This is a genomic window from Ruegeria profundi (assembly GCF_049800715.1).
GTDB classification, from domain to species: Bacteria; Pseudomonadota; Alphaproteobacteria; order Rhodobacterales; family Rhodobacteraceae; genus Ruegeria; species Ruegeria profundi_A.
The window spans coordinates 124,185-142,829 of record NZ_JBNAFO010000003.1; the positions used below are offsets into that span (position 1 = coordinate 124,185).

At 59.5% G+C, this 18,645-nt stretch carries 21 protein-coding genes; 9 read left to right on the forward strand and 12 right to left on the reverse strand.

Annotated features, from left to right (window positions below; translation table 11 throughout):
• Positions 1–62: 62 nt before the first annotated feature.
• The 4 genes from ACP15L_RS06760 to lpxK are packed head-to-tail and all read left to right on the forward strand — an operon-like array spanning position 63 to position 4,416.
• Positions 63–1,409, forward strand: a complete 1,347-nt coding sequence (locus ACP15L_RS06760) for a TldD/PmbA family protein (protein ID WP_425083591.1) — start codon at positions 63–65, stop codon at positions 1,407–1,409.
• Positions 1,396–2,196, forward strand: a complete 801-nt coding sequence (locus tag ACP15L_RS06765) for an inositol monophosphatase family protein (RefSeq protein WP_425083592.1) — start codon at positions 1,396–1,398, stop codon at positions 2,194–2,196. The genes ACP15L_RS06760 and ACP15L_RS06765 overlap by 14 nt, the downstream gene beginning before the upstream one ends.
• On the forward strand, positions 2,193–3,428 hold the full coding sequence (locus ACP15L_RS06770; protein ID WP_425083593.1) for a 3-deoxy-D-manno-octulosonic acid transferase: 1,236 nt from the start codon (positions 2,193–2,195) through the stop codon (positions 3,426–3,428). Before ACP15L_RS06765 ends, ACP15L_RS06770 begins: the two co-directional genes overlap by 4 nt.
• Positions 3,415–4,416, forward strand: a complete 1,002-nt coding sequence (lpxK, locus tag ACP15L_RS06775; protein WP_425083594.1) for a tetraacyldisaccharide 4'-kinase — start codon at positions 3,415–3,417, stop codon at positions 4,414–4,416. The genes ACP15L_RS06770 and lpxK overlap by 14 nt, the downstream gene beginning before the upstream one ends.
• Positions 4,417–4,456: 40 nt before the next feature.
• Here lpxK and ACP15L_RS06780 read toward each other — a convergent pair whose 3' ends face one another.
• Both ACP15L_RS06780 and ACP15L_RS06785 read right to left on the reverse strand, forming a co-directional pair.
• Complete coding sequence (locus tag ACP15L_RS06780; protein WP_425083595.1) at positions 4,457–5,119, reverse strand: DsbA family protein; 663 nt, start codon at positions 5,117–5,119, stop codon at positions 4,457–4,459.
• 13 nt (positions 5,120–5,132) lie between these two features.
• Positions 5,133–5,639, reverse strand: a complete 507-nt coding sequence (locus ACP15L_RS06785) for a DUF721 domain-containing protein (RefSeq protein WP_425083596.1) — start codon at positions 5,637–5,639, stop codon at positions 5,133–5,135.
• An 81-nt stretch (positions 5,640–5,720) separates the two neighbouring features.
• Here ACP15L_RS06785 and mutY point away from each other — a divergent pair, with 81 nt between their 5' ends.
• Both mutY and ACP15L_RS06795 read left to right on the forward strand, forming a co-directional pair.
• Complete coding sequence (gene mutY, locus ACP15L_RS06790) at positions 5,721–6,776, forward strand: A/G-specific adenine glycosylase (protein WP_425083597.1); 1,056 nt, start codon at positions 5,721–5,723, stop codon at positions 6,774–6,776.
• 61 nt (positions 6,777–6,837) lie between these two features.
• Positions 6,838–7,974, forward strand: coding sequence for an alkane 1-monooxygenase (locus tag ACP15L_RS06795; RefSeq protein ID WP_425083598.1), 1,137 nt, complete (start codon positions 6,838–6,840; stop codon positions 7,972–7,974).
• A 78-nt stretch (positions 7,975–8,052) separates the two neighbouring features.
• Here the strand turns inward: ACP15L_RS06795 and ACP15L_RS06800 are convergent, their stop codons facing one another.
• The 4 genes from ACP15L_RS06800 to ACP15L_RS06815 form a co-directional block, all read right to left on the reverse strand.
• Positions 8,053–9,435, reverse strand: a complete 1,383-nt coding sequence (locus ACP15L_RS06800; RefSeq protein ID WP_425083599.1) for an adenylate/guanylate cyclase domain-containing protein — start codon at positions 9,433–9,435, stop codon at positions 8,053–8,055.
• A gap of 138 nt (positions 9,436–9,573) precedes the next feature.
• On the reverse strand, positions 9,574–10,677 hold the full coding sequence (locus ACP15L_RS06805; RefSeq protein ID WP_170471442.1) for a site-specific DNA-methyltransferase: 1,104 nt from the start codon (positions 10,675–10,677) through the stop codon (positions 9,574–9,576).
• Between the two features lie 107 nt (positions 10,678–10,784).
• Positions 10,785–11,402 carry a ribonuclease HII gene (locus tag ACP15L_RS06810; RefSeq protein ID WP_425083600.1) on the reverse strand — a complete coding sequence of 206 codons (618 nt, stop codon included), beginning with the start codon at positions 11,400–11,402 and terminating at the stop codon, positions 10,785–10,787.
• A 107-nt stretch (positions 11,403–11,509) separates the two neighbouring features.
• A complete protein-coding gene (locus tag ACP15L_RS06815; RefSeq protein WP_419738427.1) occupies positions 11,510–11,977 on the reverse strand; it encodes a hypothetical protein in 468 nt (155 codons plus the stop codon).
• A gap of 176 nt (positions 11,978–12,153) precedes the next feature.
• On the opposite strand from ACP15L_RS06815, the gene ACP15L_RS06820 reads away from it, so the two are divergent.
• The 3 genes from ACP15L_RS06820 to ACP15L_RS06830 all read left to right on the forward strand — a co-directional run bounded on the left by ACP15L_RS06820 (position 12,154) and on the right by ACP15L_RS06830 (position 14,765).
• Positions 12,154–12,441, forward strand: a complete 288-nt coding sequence (locus tag ACP15L_RS06820; RefSeq protein ID WP_425083601.1) for a hypothetical protein — start codon at positions 12,154–12,156, stop codon at positions 12,439–12,441.
• Positions 12,413–13,114, forward strand: coding sequence for a winged helix-turn-helix domain-containing protein (locus ACP15L_RS06825; RefSeq protein ID WP_425083602.1), 702 nt, complete (start codon positions 12,413–12,415; stop codon positions 13,112–13,114). The genes ACP15L_RS06820 and ACP15L_RS06825 overlap by 29 nt, the downstream gene beginning before the upstream one ends.
• A gap of 73 nt (positions 13,115–13,187) precedes the next feature.
• Complete coding sequence (locus tag ACP15L_RS06830) at positions 13,188–14,765, forward strand: DUF427 domain-containing protein (RefSeq protein WP_425083603.1); 1,578 nt, start codon at positions 13,188–13,190, stop codon at positions 14,763–14,765.
• 111 nt (positions 14,766–14,876) lie between these two features.
• Here ACP15L_RS06830 and ACP15L_RS06835 read toward each other — a convergent pair whose 3' ends face one another.
• The 6 genes from ACP15L_RS06835 to ACP15L_RS06860 all read right to left on the reverse strand — a co-directional run bounded on the left by ACP15L_RS06835 (position 14,877) and on the right by ACP15L_RS06860 (position 18,597).
• Positions 14,877–15,671, reverse strand: a complete 795-nt coding sequence (locus ACP15L_RS06835; RefSeq protein ID WP_425083604.1) for a DUF1217 domain-containing protein — start codon at positions 15,669–15,671, stop codon at positions 14,877–14,879.
• Positions 15,668–16,069 (reverse strand): flagellar biosynthesis repressor FlbT, encoded by a 402-nt coding sequence (flbT, locus tag ACP15L_RS06840; RefSeq protein WP_170375637.1) that lies wholly within the window; start codon positions 16,067–16,069, stop codon positions 15,668–15,670. Before flbT ends, ACP15L_RS06835 begins: the two co-directional genes overlap by 4 nt.
• On the reverse strand, positions 16,066–16,443 hold the full coding sequence (flaF, locus tag ACP15L_RS06845; protein ID WP_425083605.1) for a flagellar biosynthesis regulator FlaF: 378 nt from the start codon (positions 16,441–16,443) through the stop codon (positions 16,066–16,068). The genes flbT and flaF overlap by 4 nt, the downstream gene beginning before the upstream one ends.
• A gap of 77 nt (positions 16,444–16,520) precedes the next feature.
• The gene (locus ACP15L_RS06850) at positions 16,521–17,768 is read right to left on the reverse strand and encodes a flagellin (protein WP_170460017.1); all 1,248 of its coding nucleotides are present in this window, start codon (positions 17,766–17,768) and stop codon (positions 16,521–16,523) included.
• A 207-nt stretch (positions 17,769–17,975) separates the two neighbouring features.
• Positions 17,976–18,332 carry a flagellar biosynthesis protein FlgN gene (locus ACP15L_RS06855; protein ID WP_170483155.1) on the reverse strand — a complete coding sequence of 119 codons (357 nt, stop codon included), beginning with the start codon at positions 18,330–18,332 and terminating at the stop codon, positions 17,976–17,978.
• Entirely contained in the window at positions 18,322–18,597 is a 276-nt protein-coding gene (locus ACP15L_RS06860) for a rod-binding protein (protein WP_425083606.1), read from the reverse strand. The genes ACP15L_RS06855 and ACP15L_RS06860 overlap by 11 nt, the downstream gene beginning before the upstream one ends.
• Positions 18,598–18,645 lie beyond the last annotated feature (48 nt).

An 18,645-nucleotide genomic window follows, 5' to 3' on the forward strand; every position in this document is an offset into this window, starting at 1 on the left:
GTCAGGGTCTTGCGAGAGGCGCGGTGCAAGGCTAGGTCCTTGGCAGCACATCCGGAGGCCGCATGACCCGCACACCAGAAGAAATCAGCCAGCAATTGCTTGACGCCGCAAACCTCGCCGGGGCCGAGGCGGCAGATGCCATCGTGATCGACGGATCCTCCGTTTCGGTCGAGGTACGTGGCGGCGCGCTGGAACATGCGGAACGCTCAGAGGGCACCGATCTGGGGCTGCGGGTGTTTCTGGGAAAGCAGCAGGCCATTGTTTCAAGCTCTGACAGCCGTCCCGAAACGTTGACGGCCATGGCCGAACGGGCCGTCGCCATGGCGCGCGAAGCGCCCGAGGACCCTTTCACCGGTCTGGCGGCCAGCGAGGAATTGACCAACGGCTGGGATCTCGACGCGCTTGAGCTGTTTGATCCCTCCCCGGAACCCTCTGCCGAGGCGCTGATGCAAGATGCGCTGGCGGCTGAGGCCGCCGCTTTGGCCGTATCCGGCGTATCGCAAGTCTCGGATGCGGCGGCGGGCTATGGCACACATCGGGTGCATCTGGCGGCCACCAACGGATTCTCGGGCGGGTATGCGCGCAGCAGCCGGTCAACATCCTGCGTTGCGATCTCGGGCGAAGGCACCGGGATGGAGCGGGACTATGACGGCGACAGCCGCACCTTCCAAGCCGACCTGCGGGACGCCGAGGAGATTGGGCGCAAGGCAGGGGAACGCGCGGTCGAACAGGTTGGCGCGCGCCAGCCCGCAACGGGCAGTTTTCCGGTTCTCTTTGACGAGCGCATTTCATCATCATTGATCGGGCACTTACTGGCCGCCAGCAACGGCGCGGCGATCGCGCGTGGGGCGTCGTGGCTGCAGGATTGTCTGGGCGAACAGGTATTGCCCGAGCATCTGTCGCTGATCGAAGACCCGCACCGCCCACGTATTTCAGGTTCGCGCCCGTTTGACGCCGAAGGGCTGGCAACGCGCCGTCGGGCGATTGTCGAGAACGGAGTACTGACCGGCTGGACGCTGGATCTGGCCAGCGCACGTAAGCTTGGCATGAGCTCAACCGGCAATGCAGCGCGCGGTGTCTCGGGGCCGCCATCGCCAAGCAACTGGAACCTCAGCTTGACCCAGGGCACCCAAAGCCGCGCCGACCTGGTGCGCGATATGGGTACCGGGTTGCTGGTGACCTCGATGATCGGATCGACGATCAATCCCAATACCGGGGATTACTCGCGCGGGGCCTCTGGCTTTTGGGTCGAGAATGGCGAAATCACGCATCCGGTCAATGAATGCACCATCGCGGGCAACCTGCGCGACATGCTGAAACGGATCATCCCGGCAAATGATGCGCGCCCTTATCTGTCGCGCGTTGTGCCCTCGGTGCTGATCGAAGGGATGACCCTTGCCGGCAACTGACCTGCCACTCCTGATTGACGCCGCACGCAAGGCCGGAGAGATCGCGACCCGTTTTTCGGGCGCGCAGGCCCAGCGTTGGGACAAGCCCGACGGTGCCGGACCGGTGACGGAGGCCGATCTGGCCGTCAACGACATGCTGGAGCAGATGCTGCCCACGGCGCGGCCCGACTATGGCTGGCTCAGCGAAGAGACCGAGGATAGTCCGAAGCGCCTGTCGCGGGACCGCGCCTTCATCATCGACCCGATTGACGGCACCCGCAGTTTTGCCGAAGGCTCGCGCACCTGGGCACATTCGCTGGCCGTTACTGAGCACGGAGAAGTCACCGCAGCTGTGATCTACCTGCCCCTTCGCGACCTGTTCTATGCGGCGGCGAAAGGTCAGGGCGCCACCCTGAACGGTGCGCCAATCCGCGCCTCGGAGGCTTCGACGCTTGGGGCTGCCACAATTCTTGCTGCCAAGCCCAACATGAACAGCCACCATTGGCGCGGTGGCGAGGTGCCGGGGTTTGACCGTGCCTATCGCCCGTCGCTGGCGTATCGCATGGCCTTGGTCGGTGAGGGGCGTTTTGACGGCATGTTGACCCTGCGACCCAGTTGGGAATGGGATATCGCGGCGGGCGACCTGATCATTCGCGAGGCCGGAGGGGTCTGCACTGATCGCGCAGGCCAGCCCCTGCGGTTCAACAACGCGCAGCCACGGCTAAACGGCGTTCTCGCCGCGGCGCAGGATATCCACAACCAGCTTTCGTCCCGGCTTGATCCGAACGGCCCCGGCATCGCCCCATGAGCAAACCGCGATCTCTGAGCCTTGCGGCCTACCGGGTCCTGTCCTGGGGGGGTGCGCAGCAAAGCATCCGACCGGATCAGCCCCGCCCGGACGGAGAACTTGTCTGGGTTCACATCGCAACCCGCGATCGCCTGCGCGCGATCAGTGACTTTTGCCTTAGACTGCAACAGGCCCGACCCGGCCTGTCGCTCCTGCTGAGCGCCCCGCCAGAGATCGACCTGAGCCGCTGGACCGGTAGCCCCTTTCCCATGGTCAACCTGCCCGCCGAACAAACCGGCGCGGCGCGGGCTTTTCTGGACCATTGGAAACCCGATCTGGGTCTGTGGGTCGGAGGGGGATTGATGCCCAGCATCATCACCCGCGCGGAAGAGCGCAAAATCCCGATGCTTCTGATCGAGGCGCAGTTGGATGTCGTCTTGTCCCGCAATGCGCGGTGGCTGCCGGATATCAGCAGATATACGTTCGATTGCTTCGAGCATATCCTCACCACCACCGACGAAACGGCCCGCCAGATCAGGCGAATGGGGGTTGCCTCCTCCAAAGTGCGCAAGGCGCCCCCACTGCAGTTCAGTCCGAACCCGCACCCCTGGCCTGAGGACGAATTGATCGAGACCAACCACGCCCTCGCCGGACGTCCGGTCTGGTTGGCGGCGCGGGTTCAGGCGAAAGAGTTCATCTCGGTTCTCAGCGCCCATCGGCAGGCGCTGCGCATTCTGCCGCGATTGGCGTTGATCCTGCACGTGGCGGATCGGGCCGAGGCCGCGCCGCTGCAACGACGGCTTGAAACCATGGACTTGCGCTGTTCCAATTGGGATGACGGTGGCCCTATCGAGGACACGACGCAGGTGATTGTCAGCTCTGAGCCCGAAGATCTTGGCCTTTGGCAGCGTGTGTCACCTGTGTCCTTCATGGCCAGCTCACTGGAACGCGGCGCGGGCGGGCAGGACCCGCTGGATGCTGTCGCGCTGGGATCGGCGGTTATCTATGGCCCTCATGTCGATATCTATCAGACGGTTTATGCCCGTCTTGCCGAGGCTGGTGCCGCCCATCCGGTCAAAACCGCGACCGAGCTTGGCGATGCGGTCGTCGCCCTTCTGGCCCCGGATCGCGCGGCGGGGATGGCGCTGGCGGGATGGCAGGCGATCACCGAAGGGGCTCCTCAGGCCGAGCGGCTAGTCGACATGCTGCAGGACCTTCTGGACCAGCGGAGTAACCACGATGCGCGCCCCTGACTTCTGGAACTCGGACCCCGCGCGCCCGGCGCTGCGCGCGCGATTGCTCAGCCCATTGGGGCGGCTTTACGCGGCGGCGACGGCGCGCCGGGTCAGCTCTGATCCCGGACTGAAGCCAGGAGTGCCAGTTATCTGCATCGGCAACCTGAATGCAGGCGGAACCGGCAAGACACCCACGGCGATCTGGGTACTGGAACAGTTGCGCAACGCGTGGCACGAGCCGCATGTCGTCACGCGCGGCCATGGTGGTTCGCTGGAAGGCCCGGTTCGGGTCGACCCCACCAAACACAGCGCCGCGCAGGTCGGGGATGAGCCGCTTCTGCTGGCCATGTTCGCCGAGGTCTGGGTCGCCAAGGACCGTGCCGCAGGTGCGCGCGCTGCGGCCGAGGGGGGCGCAAGCGTGATCGTTCTGGATGATGGCTTCCAAAATCCGGCGGTCGCTAAAGATTTCTCGATTATCGTAGTGGACGCCCAGCGTGGGTTCGGCAACGGCCTGTGCCTACCCGCCGGTCCTCTCCGCGAACCCGTAGAGGTCGGCCTGAAACGCGCCGATCTGGTTCTGTCATTGGGCGATACGCAAGCGCAAGAAGACTTCGCGGCGCAATGGGGACATAAGCTAACGGTGCCTCATGCAACGGGCGTTGTCGCGCCATTGCAAACCGGCATGGACTGGGCTGGATCGCGGGTTCTGGCCTTTGCCGGGATCGGCCACCCTGAGAAGTTCTTCCAGACCCTGCGCCAGCAAGGGACTGAGCTTTTGCGCGCTGAGGCACTCGACGATCATCAACCGCTAACCCCGGCTCTGATGACCCGACTTGAAAACGAGGCGCGCCTGCTTGGCGCTCAGATGGTTACAACGGAAAAAGACGCAGTGCGCCTGCCGCAAGCTTTCCGCAACAAGGTCGTCACCCTGCCCGTCCGGCTGCAAGTGAACGACCCCTGGCAGGTCAAAGAGATGATCCTGAAAGCGGCCCCATCTCCTAAGTGACGGAAATGATCGGCCCGAGCACAGGCCGACCAATGGGTAGCTAGCTGCCCAATTCGTCTTCGATCAGCTTTTTGAAGTCCTCATAGGACTGGTTCGAAACCTTCTTGCCGTTCACAACAAAGGACGGGGTGCCCGTCACATCATCACGCTCGGCGTTTTCCTGATACCACGCCACCAGAGTCTGGGCGCGTGTGCCGTCCTGCAGGCAGGCTTCCAGCTGGTCATTGTCGATACCCGCCAGACGGCCGATCTTGCGCAGTTCATCCACGATCTCCGTTGGACCACCGGCGCGGGTCCACTCGGACTGACCCTGATAGATTAGATCGGTGATGCCAAAGAACTTCTCAGGCCCTGCGCAGCGCGCAACCATCGACGCCCACAGGCCATAGCGGTCAAAGTAGACCTCACGATAGATGAACTTGACCTTGCCGGTGTCGATGAAGTCCTTCTTCAGCTGCTTATACGCCCCCTGATGGAAGGTGGCGCAATGCGGACAGGTATAGGAGGCATACTCGATGATCTCGACCGGCGCATCCTCGGCCCCCTGCACCATCTCAACAATCGTAGAGGTGTCGAGATTGGCTTCTTGCGCAATGGCGCTGCCGACCAGAGGATTGACGGAGGTCGCGTTCGAAGCTGTCATCCAATAGCCACCAGCGGCTACGGCGACAGCCGCACAGATTACGGTTGCAATACGGCTCATTCTCAGCCCTTTCTCAGCGTTTCTGCTTGGATAAAACGTTGCGGCCCAAACGTTCAAGGGCCGCACGTAAATCTTCATCATGTACATCCTGCGAGACTCTGCCCGCTTCGGCCATGATTTCAGGTTTGATCTCTGGTTTCGCTTGTTTCGGCTTATGCTCGAAACTGGCCTGCCCCTCGGCAAATCCGGTCGGAGCGGTCTGAGTGATGCGCACTCGGCTGATCGCATTGTAGCCGTAAACGGCGTTCACCTTGCCGCGCAGTTGTTCTTTCTGCATTTCCAGCATGGGGGCCTGCGGCCCGGTTGTCAGCACGGTCAGGGTCGCCCCCATCCCGTTCCTGCCATAGCCCACATTCACGGGTCTTGCGATGGCGGCAGTGTCTTGGCCCACGATCTCGGCCCAGTGGGTCAGAAGGCGCGAAACGGCAAAGCCCCGGCTTTCGCCGACGCGCCTGATCTGATCGTTCAGCAATGTCGCGGTGCGTTTGAACCCGCGGGTCGAAGAACGTCTGCGCTGCATCTGGTTTCCAACTCCTGCACCGCTATTGTAGTAGGCAGGCCAGCAGGCGCCAGCGAAACCCGACAGTGAGATAGATAAAACTTGCGTGACAGCCCCCAATTTAACCTGAGCGCTGAATTGCTCGACTGGTATGACCGCCACGCGCGTGAGATGCCATGGCGTGTCGGCCCTGCCGATCGCGCCGCAGGCGTGGTGCCGGACCCTTACCGGGTCTGGCTGTCCGAGGTCATGCTGCAACAGACAACCGTCGCCGCCGTCCGGGACTATTTCACCCGCTTCACCACGCGCTGGCCGACCGTGCAGGCGCTGGCTGCCGCCCCCGATGATCAGGTCATGGGAGAATGGGCGGGCCTCGGCTACTACGCCCGCGCCCGCAACCTGCTGAAATGCGCCCGTGTAGTGGCGGATAAGCACAACGGACGGTTCCCCGACACCTATGACGCGCTGTTGGACCTGCCCGGTATAGGCCCCTATACCGCCGCCGCGATCTCGGCCATTGCGCTTGACCGGCCCGAAACTGTGCTGGATGGCAATGTCGAGCGGGTGATGGCACGGCTTTACGATATTCACGACCCGTTGCCCGGATCAAAACCTGTTCTGAAGGAGAGAGCAGCCGCACTGACACCAGAGCTGCGCCCCGGAGACTACGCGCAGGCCGTAATGGATCTGGGAGCCACAATCTGCACACCCAAATCCCCGGCCTGTGGAATCTGCCCCGTGCAGACCCCCTGCCTTGCCCGCGCTGCAGGCACGCAACCTGAGCTGCCGAAGAAGTCGCCCAAAAAGCCCAAACCCACGCGATTCGGCCATGTCTACATCGCGCAACACCCAAACGGAGCGTTCCTGCTGGAACGCCGCCCCGACAAGGGTCTGCTGGGTGGTATGTTGGGCTGGCCCGGCTCGGACTGGTCCGAGACCCCGCCCGAGGCCCCGCCGTTTTCGGCAGAGTGGCGCGCGCTGAACGGCGAGGTACGTCATACGTTCACGCATTTCCATCTGGTACTGCGAATCTGGACCGCACCGCTGCCCGAGGGCACCGAACCCGACGGGCTGACCCTATTGCCCAAACATGACTTCAAACCCGGCGACCTGCCGACGGTGATGCGCAAAGCCTACGACATGTGGCGGGGTCAATAAGCCCGCTGGGCAAGCCCTGTCCGTCCGGCTAGGGTGCATCTGCCTAATTGGAGCATCATGGATGATCGCGACTCAAACCCTTTCGCGCTGGCAAGCCGCTCTGCCCTATTGGGTGTCCTTCCTGTTGATCCCGCTGATCTGGGCAACGGCCTTTGCAGGGGGTTGGTGGGTTTTGCTGATCCCGCTCTCCACATGGTGGGCCTTTGCGGTTCTGGACCGCCTGACCGGCCTAAACCTACAAAACGCCGACCCTGAAACCCCCGATGACGCGCTGCATTGGTACATCCTGCTGACCAAACTCTGGGCGCCTGTCCAATTCGTCACGCTGTTTGGCCTGATCTGGTACGCAACCCATAGCGATCACCTGTCGAGTTGGTCGAAGATCGGGCTGTTCTTCGGCATGGGGGTCATCTCAGGCACGATCGGGATCAACTACAGCCACGAGCTGATGCACCAGAAATCCCGATCTGAGCGTTGGCTGGGCGATCTCCTTCTGGCGATGGTCCTCTATTCTCATTTCCGGTCCGAGCATCTACTGGTCCATCACCGTCATGTCGGCACTCCGCGCGACCCGGTCACGGCGCGCTACAACGAAGGTTTCCACCGTTTCTACCCCCGTGCCCTTTGGCAATGCCTGATCTCAGCTTTTCGGGCCGAGCGGGATAAGCTTGCCCGCAGGGATCGCCCCTGGACTGACAGCTCGAACCCGTTCTGGCGCTACTGGGCGCTGCAAGGCGGAATGCTAGCCCTCGCCGCCCTGATCGGAGGGTGGCCCGGCCTCGCCCTGTTCCTACTGCAAGCGGGCATCGCGATCTGGCAGTTAGAGCTGGTCAACTACGTAGAACACTACGGGCTGACCCGAAAACACTTGGGCGAGGGCAAATACGAACACGTTCTGCCCCGGCATTCGTGGAATGCCTCGCAAAAAGCGTCAAACTGGCTGCTGATCAACCTGCAGCGCCACTCAGACCATCACTACAAACCCAATCGTCGCTTCCCGCTGCTGCAGAACCACGCGCAAGAAGACGCACCACAACTGCCATACGGCTACCCGGTCATGACCATCGCTGCGATGTTCCCGCCGCTATGGCGCCGCGTCATGAACCCTCGCGTCCGCGCCTGGCGGCGGCACTACTACCCCGAGATCACGGACTGGCACCCCTACAACAAAGCACTGAACCCCGGCCCAAGGGCGTGACCGCAGCGCGCACCGCGCGCTGCCTGGCCTAAATGGAGGGTCCGCATCTTTGATGCTGCCCAAACAGGCGGGAGCCGTTCACAACACCCAGATATCCATAGGGGTTTCGACACCGCGCACCGTCTGACCCTGACGTTTCTGGAACCCATCCATCAACGCTCCACCATTCGGATTCTCGCGCAACGCCTGCTCCCGCAACGCATCACTGACCACAATCCGGGCGTTAAAATCACGGGTCATTGCCTCCAGCTTTGCCGATACATTCACCGCATCCCCAATCACGGCAAATTCCAAACGGTTGGCCCCGATATCCCCCAGTACGACCGAACCAAAATGCACGCCGATCCCGACATGGATATCATGCTCTCCCGAACGAAGCCGTTCCTGGTTCCAATCGTCGATGACGCCAACCATCGCCCGCGCGCAGCTCAGCGCATTGGTGGCGTCCAAAGGCGTTGCGACCGGAGTGCCAAAAGTCGCCATCAGCCCGTCACCCAGATATTTGTCCAACGTGCCATGGTGGCGAAACACCTCAGCCTCCATCCGAGCGTGAAACCCGCGCAACACCTCGATCACCTCATAGGGGTCCCGTCCGGCCGCAAATTTCGTAAAGCCCACAATGTCTATGAACAGCACCGCGATGTCCGCCTTGCGCACCTGCTTTAGCGGCTCGTCATTCTGGCTGAGCTCATCGACCACATTGGGCGAGAAGTAACGCGACAGATTCGCCCGCTCCCGCTCCAGCCCTGCATTGCTCATCAACAAGCGATTTAGCCGTCGCATCGAAACCCCAAGCGTCACCGCAACCATGACGAACACGATCACCTGCTGAATGCGCTGTGGGATATCGAAACTGTTGGGATCCAACAGCTCTGCAACGTCCGGATAGCCCTGCAGAGCCGCGGCCACCTTCTGGCTGATCCCCGGAATCGGCGTGGCTACCCACCAGGCAATGATCCAACCCGCCGTCCAGATCAATGCTGTCCAGGAGCCAATCGCGACAACCGTGCGCCACGAATAGGCCAGCGTCCCAGCAGCCAAAATGATGAAGAAATACTGAAAATTATCGAACCGGTACTGCATGGCCAAAGGCCGCACATCATCGCTGAACGGGTTCGGCACAATCATCCCAAGCGTCATGATCAGAAGATCGACAAAGATCAGCAGCAGCTCGGTCCGTGATTGCCCAACCCGCCCTGCGCGACGGATCAACCAGCCGTTGGCGCAGATGAGAAGCAGGATGAAATGATACCACAGTACCTCCCATTGCGGGTTCAGAAAGATCAACAAAACCCCGGTCAAAGCCATGGCGATCCACCGGGCGCGGACGGCCAGTTCCAGACCCTCTTGCTTGTGCCGTTGCATTGCTGCTTCGGTGTATTTGTTGTCCAGATCCACAGCATCCGGCTGCGTAACGGCGAACCGTTCCAGTCTGGATGGGCTGGCAGTTATCTCGCTCATGACAGGAACCTCTGAGGCGGTGCAGGCGACGCGCCCATGCAATCACCTCTGACTGCAAAACAAAAGACCCCGCCGAGAACGGCGGGGCAAGGCGTAGTGCCTTGTGTCAGGCCACAGGCACCGGCGGTTTTCGTGATATCAGTTGTGCATCTCGGCCCGGATCTGCTGGCGCAGAACGTCGATCGGCACGGTCTTGCCATCGCGTTTGAAGCACCAATAAGTCCAACCGTTGCAGGAAGGGGCGTTCTCAAGATGCGCGCCAACCTGATGGATCGAGCCTTTGACGTTGTCGCCAACCAACGTTCCATCCGCGCGAACCTTGGCTTTGTGGCGCTGGTTCATCGAGTAAAGCTCTTCGCCCGGGCGCAGCATCCCACGTTCGACCAATTGACCGAAAGGAACACGCGGTTCGGCGCGTTTGCTGGCGCTGACCTCCAGTGCTTCGCGGTCGAATTTGCGCACCTTCGAGATGCGTTTCTCTGCCACTTTGCGATAGCTTTCTTCGCGCTCGATGCCGATGAACTCACGGCCCAGCATCTTGGCGACGGCGCCTGTTGTGCCGGTGCCAAAGAAAGGATCCAAAATCACGTCGCCCGGATTGGTCGAGCCAATCAGAACGCGGTGCAACAGAGACTCGGGCTTCTGTGTCGGATGCGCCTTGTCGCCGTTTTCGTCCTTCAGGCGCTCATGTCCGGTGCAGATCGGCAGAACCCAGTCACTGCGCATCTGCACGCCCTCGTTCAGCGCTTTCAGAGCTTCATAGTTGAACGTGTATTTCGCCCCTTCGCGCTTCGAGGCCCAGATCATCGTCTCATGCGCGTTGGTGAACCGCTTACCGCGGAAATTCGGCATCGGATTCGACTTGCGCCATACGACGTCATTCAAAATCCAATATCCCGCATCCTGCAGGGCCGAGCCCACGCGGAAGATGTTGTGGTACGAGCCAATCACCCAGATCGCGCCATTGGGTTTCAGCAGACGATGCGCCGCCTTCAGCCACTCACGCGTGAACTGGTCATAAGCACCAAAGCTTGAGAATTGATCCCAGTGATCGTCGACCGCATCCACCTGGCTGTTATCGGGGCGATGCAACTGGCCTTTCAGCTGCAAATTGTAAGGCGGATCCGCAAAGATCAGATCAACCGACGCCTCAGGCAGACTGTTCATCACATCGATGCAGTCCCCAGATAGAATCGTGTTTAAAGGGAGCGCTTTTGCGCCCTTTTTGGTGGTCGTTGTCATATCACTGCCTCAAGTATCCACGGCGCTTTTGCGCTCATTTGGTTGAGACAAGGATGAGTCAAAGACGATTCGCCGTCAATTTCTTTTTTGAATCAGCGACTTACGATTTACTCTTGATACAAGATATTGTGTACCGTCTTGAACGAACGCCTATGATGTGGGGTCACGCCAAGATTTTGCAGCGCCTCGCGGTGTTGTTTTGTCGGATATCCGGCGTTTGCCTCCCAGCCGTAGCCGGGATGCTGTTGCGCTAAATCCACCATCAGCTGATCGCGCCAGTTTTTCGCGATGATCGAAGCCGCCGCAATCGACACAGATTTGCCATCCCCCTTGATCACGGCCTCAGACGGGATCTGCAGGTCATTGGGAATCATGTTCCCGTCGATCAAAAGGTAATCAGGCGCTGGTTCCAGTGCCTGCACCGCGCGAAACATGGCCAGATGCGAGGCGCGCAGGATATTGAGCTCATCAATCTCCGCGACCGAGGCCTCGGCCACGGCGATCTCGGCCCGGTCCCGCAACTCTGCCTCCAACGCTGTGCGTCGCTTGAGCGAGAGCTTCTTGGAATCGTTCAGCCCGTCAGGAATATCGTCTGGGTTCAGGATCACAGCGGCGGCAACCACAGGTCCAGCCAACGGGCCGCGCCCGACCTCATCCACGCCTGCTATCCGGATATGGCCCTGCGCCTGCAGCCCCTGTTCAAGTTCATAAGTCGGTTTTGTCATCCCTTCGGAAAACCGCGTTTTCACAGCCGCCGCAACAAAAAAGAGAGGGCAGCTTGCGCACCCTCTCTCAGCGCGGTGCTGTTTCGCACCGCTCCTGCTCGACCGTGTTACTTGTAAACGACGCGGTATCCGTGATGGCGCAGGCATGCAGGTTCATACGCCCGCTTCACCTTGTTGCCATTCCAGAACCCGACCTTGCACTCTTGCGGCAGGCTGTTGGCATGTTTGTAGTGCTTCTTGAGACAGTTTGTTCCCAGCAGCGGACGTTTCCCGTAATTGTCATGCTGGCGCAAGCAGCGTTGTGGCAGGTCATAGCGTGCCACGTGCCTAGGCAAAGGCTTCACCTTGTGGTGTTTGACCTGAGGCGCAGTTTGCACGTGGTTGTACTGCCGCGCGGCCTTCTCACGATCCTTGCGCTTTTCCTTGTTGTAGTAATGCACCCCCGCGCCAATAATCGCGATCGCGGCCAGCCCCCCGAGAATATCTCCCGTATCCGCAGCACGCGCCTTTGAGGCCGACACGCCGGTAATCGCCATAGCCGTTGCGATGATCAGAGCGATGAATTTCTTATGCATGATGCCTGTCCTTTCCGAGATTTTAGCGACCCCGTGATGGACCGCGTCTTTGATGCCTCAACACTGGGTCCACCCCTGTCAGACAAGCAATATCGGCCGCGTGTTATTGGATATCAGGCGCTGCAAACCCCTTTGGTCATTGAATATCAGCCCAAGCCGTGCGCAGGATGCAGCTTATGAAACAGATCTTCTCTTCTCTGGTCGCAGCTGCGCTGATATCGGTGGCCCCGGTGGCTTTGGCCGCAGAATGTTATGCCGACTACAAGGCTAAACAGGACAACCCGCTGCGCCTGCACTACGGCGTGATGCAGGTGTCGTCCTGCGACAAGGGGCAGGCAACGAGTGAAGTCGCCCTGCGCCTCAGCGGTTCGGGGTGGACCCTGCTGAATGTCCAGTCCGTTTTCGGGCCGGAAGGGTTGGATCAAAGGAAGGCCAATGCCGGAAAATTCTATCTCCGTTTCTGAGGCGCGACGCTCGGGCGTGCGCCTTGTCGGTCTGGGCATTGCCGCCATTGTCGTGATCCTGATCACCGCCGCGCTGTTCCTGTTCTGGACACTGCCCGATGCCAACGCATTCAACGCTCGCGTCGAACGGTTGTTTATCGAGGCAGATCTGACCTCACAAACCGAAATCCGGTTGCTTGAGATTCTGGCCCAATCGGGGACGGCCTTTGCCGATACGCTGTCCAGCTACCGCATGGTGATTTACGTGCTGCTGGTCTTTGCCTGCGCGATGATGATCTCAGCCCTTGTGTTTCTGGTGATGCTTGCGCTACTGAACCGGCGCATGGCACAGATCGAACGCACCGGCATCCAGGTGACATCGCTGCTGATCAGCCGCGAGGAAAACACCGTCTACCTGAACAACATGGACTTCAAACTGACCCCAGCGGCCATGGAGACCCTCTCGGTTCTGGCGGAATCCCGATTGGATGATGAGGTCCTGTCAGGCGCGCAGATCGAGGCGACGATCTCGGGTCGAGATGCCGCCGATTGTGACGAGGCCGCAGGCGCCACCCGCATCAAACGGCTGCGCGACGCCTTGGGCAATCAGATGGTCAGTGAGTTGCTGGTCAAGAATATCGCCAAAAAGGGCTATATGCTTTCGATCGAAAAAGACGTCATCCAGATGGTTTAGAATCTGCGCCCCTCTTGGAATGCCCGACCAAAACGCCCATTCTATAGGGACCCCGGGCAAGGGAGGGATGGCGATGAACGTCCACACCACACCAAAATCCAACGGTTATGACATCTCGGTCGAACATCTGTCCGACAGGATCGCGATTTTTCGCGATGGCATCCTGTTGGCCGAAAGCCGGAACGCCAAGGTGATGTATGAAACCCGGCTACCGCCGACGATCTACGTCCCGCGTGCGGATGTTTGCGTCGACCTGAGCGGTGAAACCGGCCTGCAGACCTTTTGCCCTTTCAAAGGAACCGCCACCTATCACGATATAAATCTGCCCGGAGATCGCTTGGCCAATTCGGTATGGGCCTATGATGACGCCCTGCCAGAGAGTGCTGCAATTCGGGGGCATATTGGTTTTATGCCCAGTGCCTATACGGATATCGACCTGGGCAAGAACCAACTACGCGACACCGAAAACACCAATATCAGCGGTCCGCTGATCGACTGGCTGATGCGTGGGGCGTCCCTGTCGGATACACCAGAAGCGTTCACCAAGGCGTTGGCCGAAAAGATGCTGGAACACGGGATAGCGATCCAGCGCCTCAGCATTCTGGCATGGTCCTTGCACCCCCTGATCGCAGGCAAACACTTCATATGGGAAAAGGGTGAGGATGAGATCCTGACCCGCGCGCCCACCTATGAAATCTACGACCACCCCGCATTCATCAACAGCCCTTTGCGCCATGTCTCGAACGGATTGGGCGGCGTGCGCCAAAGGGTAAATGACGAAAACCCGCATAACAGCTTTCCCATCATCGAGGATCTGCGCGCCAAAGGGGCCACGGACTATGTCGCCATGCCGCTGCCCTTCTCGGACGGGCGAACTAACGTACTAACGCTCAGCTGCGATCATCCCGACGGCTTCACGACGGAGAACCTTGGTCTGGTGTTCGAATGCTCTGCCGTTATCGCCCGCTTTTACGAGGTGTTTATGCAGCGTGAAAACGCACAGGTTCTGCTGGAAACCTATGTAGGCAAACGCTCAGGCGCGCGTGTGCTGGGCGGAGAGATCCGACGCGGCGACGGAGATGAGATTGATGCGGCCATCATGTTCTGCGATCTGCGAAACTCGACTAGCCTGGAGGAGAGCCTTGACCGGGATGCCTATATCAATCTGCTGAACGAGTTCTTTGAAACGGTCTCGGGTATCGTGGATGAAAACGGGGGCGAAGTTCTGAAATTCATCGGCGACGCCGTTCTGGCCGTTTTCCCAGCGGGTGAGGAACCCGCGCAGGCCCGTGCGAATGCCCAACAGGCGGCAACAGAAATCGTCGAAAAACTCGCCGAACTGCGTTCAGCGGATCCTGATATCCACTGCGACTGCTCAATCGGCGTGTCCTATGGCCGGGTGACCTACGGCAATGTCGGCTCGCGCGAACGGTTGGATTTCACCGTTGTCGGTCAAGCCGCCAACGTCGCTGCGCGTCTGGGTGAGCATAGCAAATCGACCGGCTACCGTATTGTCGTCTCGCAAGACATTGAGCCTTCCTGCAGCAATGCGATCCCGCTCGGCGATATCAAACTGCGCAACGTGTCTCAGCCAGTCACGTGTTTTGCCTTGCGTACGGCGGCTGATGTTGAGGTCGGTGATCCAGCTTAACCTTGGCGGTTTGTAAAATTCGCTGTGTTTGATCTGCTTCGACAAAATGGTACGCAATGTAAGCTAGGGCCCATCTCACCGCCCTGAGGATTGGTGCAAAATGCACCAGCTCTAGCCCGCACCCAACAAGATCAAAGCGGTCTGCGCCGGTGATATGGTGCTTTGCAGTTGCGATATCTGACTGCGGGCCAGATAGGTATCCGTCAGTTTCTGAATAGCTTCAGGCTCTGTGAATTGGGCCAAATCATCCGATCCAGTCAAGCCTGACAAACGGTCCTTGAACACCTCAAGCTGCCTGTCCAGATCGAGCTGCGCAAACGAGGATGGCAGGCCAAGTGCAGTCTCCATCATGCTGCGTAAGGGCGGCAAGCCCATCAAATCGAACCATTTCGTATCCGCGCTGCTGTCACCGGCAGCCAATTCGCCAAGCGCATGTTGCGCATAGAGGGAAATCCGCATGGTCTCATTCGTCTCACCCACGGAAACTTCGAAACGGGACACCAGATTGTCTTCGACGATCTGCTCCATATTCGCAATCAGTCCGGTCTTGCGCTCCTCTCCGGGGCCAAAACCGAAGGCTTGAGAAAACTCGCGATACCGCTTGTCGGACAATCGGTTGGACAGGGCATCATCGGCTCTGGTTCCATCCTCCAATATCTTTTGGATAAAGAACCGATTGTTGATGTCCTCTTCCAACCCGAAGGCGCCCAAGGCCACCTGTAACAGCCGGCGATCCGACACCAGATCTTCAGCGGATTGAACCTTGCTTATGTTTTCCAGAAAATACTGCCTGTCCCTCTGGTTGACGCTGGAGTTCGTAAAGCCCTCAAGTTGCGCGTCATAGGTCCGCTGCAAAAAACGCCAGCCCACAATGCCGCCAGAGGGTATGACAGGCTGGAACGTCATTGCTGGTACGCCATCAGCCGCTCTTCCCGCGGCAGCAAGGAGCGGAGTGATTTGAGGCATTTATAGTATTGTTCGGCCACCAGCGCTTCGGTCGCCTCGCTCAGGACACGGCGACTGTCTGAATCCGTGAACACCTGGCTCAACTCCTCAACCCGGCGCAGCAATTGCTGACGCGCCTGATCAGGCTCCATATCACCGGACAGTACCAACTGCGCGGCATAGCAAACGCGGCGCACAGGCGTTGTGACTTCGTCTGGGTGGATCGCATCTCGCAGACGCAAAACGTTGGCTTGCGGTGTCATGATCGAAAACCGGCTGCGGCGGTCTCCATTCTCGATCACCACACCATTTATCAACACCCGCTCTTTCGGGGCAAGTTTCAGGACCAGGCCACTCATCCGGCGGCCCTCATGTGTCGCAGGCCACGCAGAACGGCCATGTTGATCTCCAGCAAAGGTTCTACCGTCGCGGTGTTTCCCAAAACCTGTGCGCTGTGCTGCTCCGTAAATTCGGCCAGGTAGAAGATCCGCGCGCGCAAATCCTTCGGCAGCGAGTTATCCGAGTCCGCCACGCCGGTCGCCAGCACTGTCCACAACCGCCGATTTTCATGCAATGCCTGAACAAATCCGGAAAAATCCGTTGCCTTCCGGGCCGCTGCTGCTTTGAGCCGATGCGTGATTTTCGAGATCGCCTCATACTCGGTATCCCGCGGCGTGCGGGTAGGAGTGGCAGATTGCGCATAAGCGCGTTGAGCGTAGCTTTGCAGTGTCACTTGAAATCCTTCCAATAGGCCGTCTTCAGGCAGTCACGACCGGGGCGCGGCGTTCACGCCCCGGCCAGGTTCCGGATTTAACGGAACAGAGACAGGATCGACTGCGGCGCTTGGTTGGCAATCGACAGCGACTGGGTGGCCAGCTGCTGTTGCACCTGCAGCGCCTGCAACCGGGCCGAGGTTTCTTCCATATTGGCGTCCACCAGAGAGCCGATGCCCGATTTGAACGAGTCCGACAGGTTCGAGATGAACTCTTTCTGTGTCTCGATCCGGCCCTGCGCCGAGCCGAAAGAGGCCGAAGCATCGATGGCCGTGTCGATCAGACCCTCGATGGTACCCAAAGCAGCCAGTGCCCCTGCGTCGGTCGAAACGTCGATCGAGTCCAGAGCACCAAGACCCCCCGCGCCGGCATTTGTGAATTGGGCCGCGATGGTCACGTCACGATCGGCATCAGCACCAGCCGTTGCGGTACCGGTCACAAAACTCAGGGTTCCCGGGCTGCCCGAGTCATAGTCGATCGCGACACCCGTGATGCCTAAAGAGTCGATCTTGTTCTTCAGACCCACGGCGACGATCGCATCCGTGTAGGCTGCATCATAGGTGCCCGAGGGATCGAGATCAGAGTCTTGAACGGTATAGGTCGCAACCTGATCACCCACCGCAATCGAAATCTTGTCGCCCGCTTCGAAGTTGTCGGTCGAGCTGTCGATCACGATGTCACCGCTGCCACCAGTCTTATCCATGGTGAAACCAGCAGTGTCGTTGTCAGTTGTCACGTTGTCCGAACCTGCCAGAACACCCTTTGCGGTGTAGCCACCAACCGAAAGATCCTGAGCAGCGACGCTGATCGAAGACGCGGTCACGTCACCCGCCGCATCACGATCCAGAGACGCCAGTATCGACGCCGGGCCCGACGACCCGTTCACCAGGTTCAGACCGTTGAACTGAGCCGCACCAACAACAGATTCGATCTGATCCTTAAGCGCGCTCACGTCAGCGTTGATCTTGGCACGATCCACGTTGTCTTCCTGCGCCCCAACGATCTTTTCCTTCATCTGGGTCAGAAGGTCGGTGACAGTTTCAGACGCGTTCCGCGCAACGGCTACCGTCGATTCACCCAGCGAGAGGCTGTCTTTAATCGCGTTGAAGCCTTTGACGTCCGATTCCATTACTTTGGAAATCGCCCAGACGGCCGAGTTGTCTTTTGCTGTTGCGACATCCTTGCCGGTGGAGATCGCGTTCTGGGTCATCTCGAGGTTTTTGTTGACCGATTTCAGGGTCTGCAGCGCAACCATCGCGCCGTTATTTGTCAGAATACTGGACATAGTTCCATCCTTTTGCGTTAGGGCTTCAGCGCCCAAGATCACCCCGCTAGATCAGCGGGCTTTGGTGTCTTTCTGACCTGTGCGATGCGCCGTCCGGCCCTTCGCGCCACCCGCTGTTTCAGGTGCAGAACCACCTTTGACCTTGATCCCCTAACGGAGTGCTAAAGCGGCCCAACTCGAAATTTCAGATTTGAATCAACTCTGGTCCTATGCGCGTTTTTCCAGCTTTGCCTGACCCCGCACGGTAAACCCGTTGCGCTGCCCGTCGGCTCCATAGGTGCTGAATTCCTGACGGACACGGCGCAGCTCGGCCATGCGGGTGGCAACCGCGCGAATCCCCTCGGCCGCGCTGTTCAGCAGCGCCTGATTGCGCTCCACCTTTTGATGGACGCGAAGCAGATCATCGCTGCTTAGCACCTGAAGATCGTTGATCGCACCGATCAGTTTCTCTTTTTCAGGGACCATATGATTGAGACGCTCAAGATCACCGTCCACAAGCGCGGCGCGCTCAAGATCAAGAACCTCTTCCAGTGATTTGATCAGAAGATTGGGTTCATGTGTCATCGGAATTCTCCATCAAGGATTGGAACAGAAGTTCAGACAGGCCAACGCCACCGGATTGCGCCATTTGCCGGGCCTGTTGCTGCACAAGAAAGGACGAGAACTGGTCCTCTCCGGCGCCGCCACCGAACGAAACGCGTGCTTTTCCCAAGCCTGCGGATTTCAGCATTTCGGCCAAAAACGCCGCCTCGAGCTCGACTGCGGCGGCTTGCAGGCGGTCATGGGTTGAGGGCGGCGGCGGCATCGACTGGAGGGGAGGGATTTTCATCGGCTTCTCCGAAAATTGCATCGAACTTTCTTGATCAAAGACGAAAGC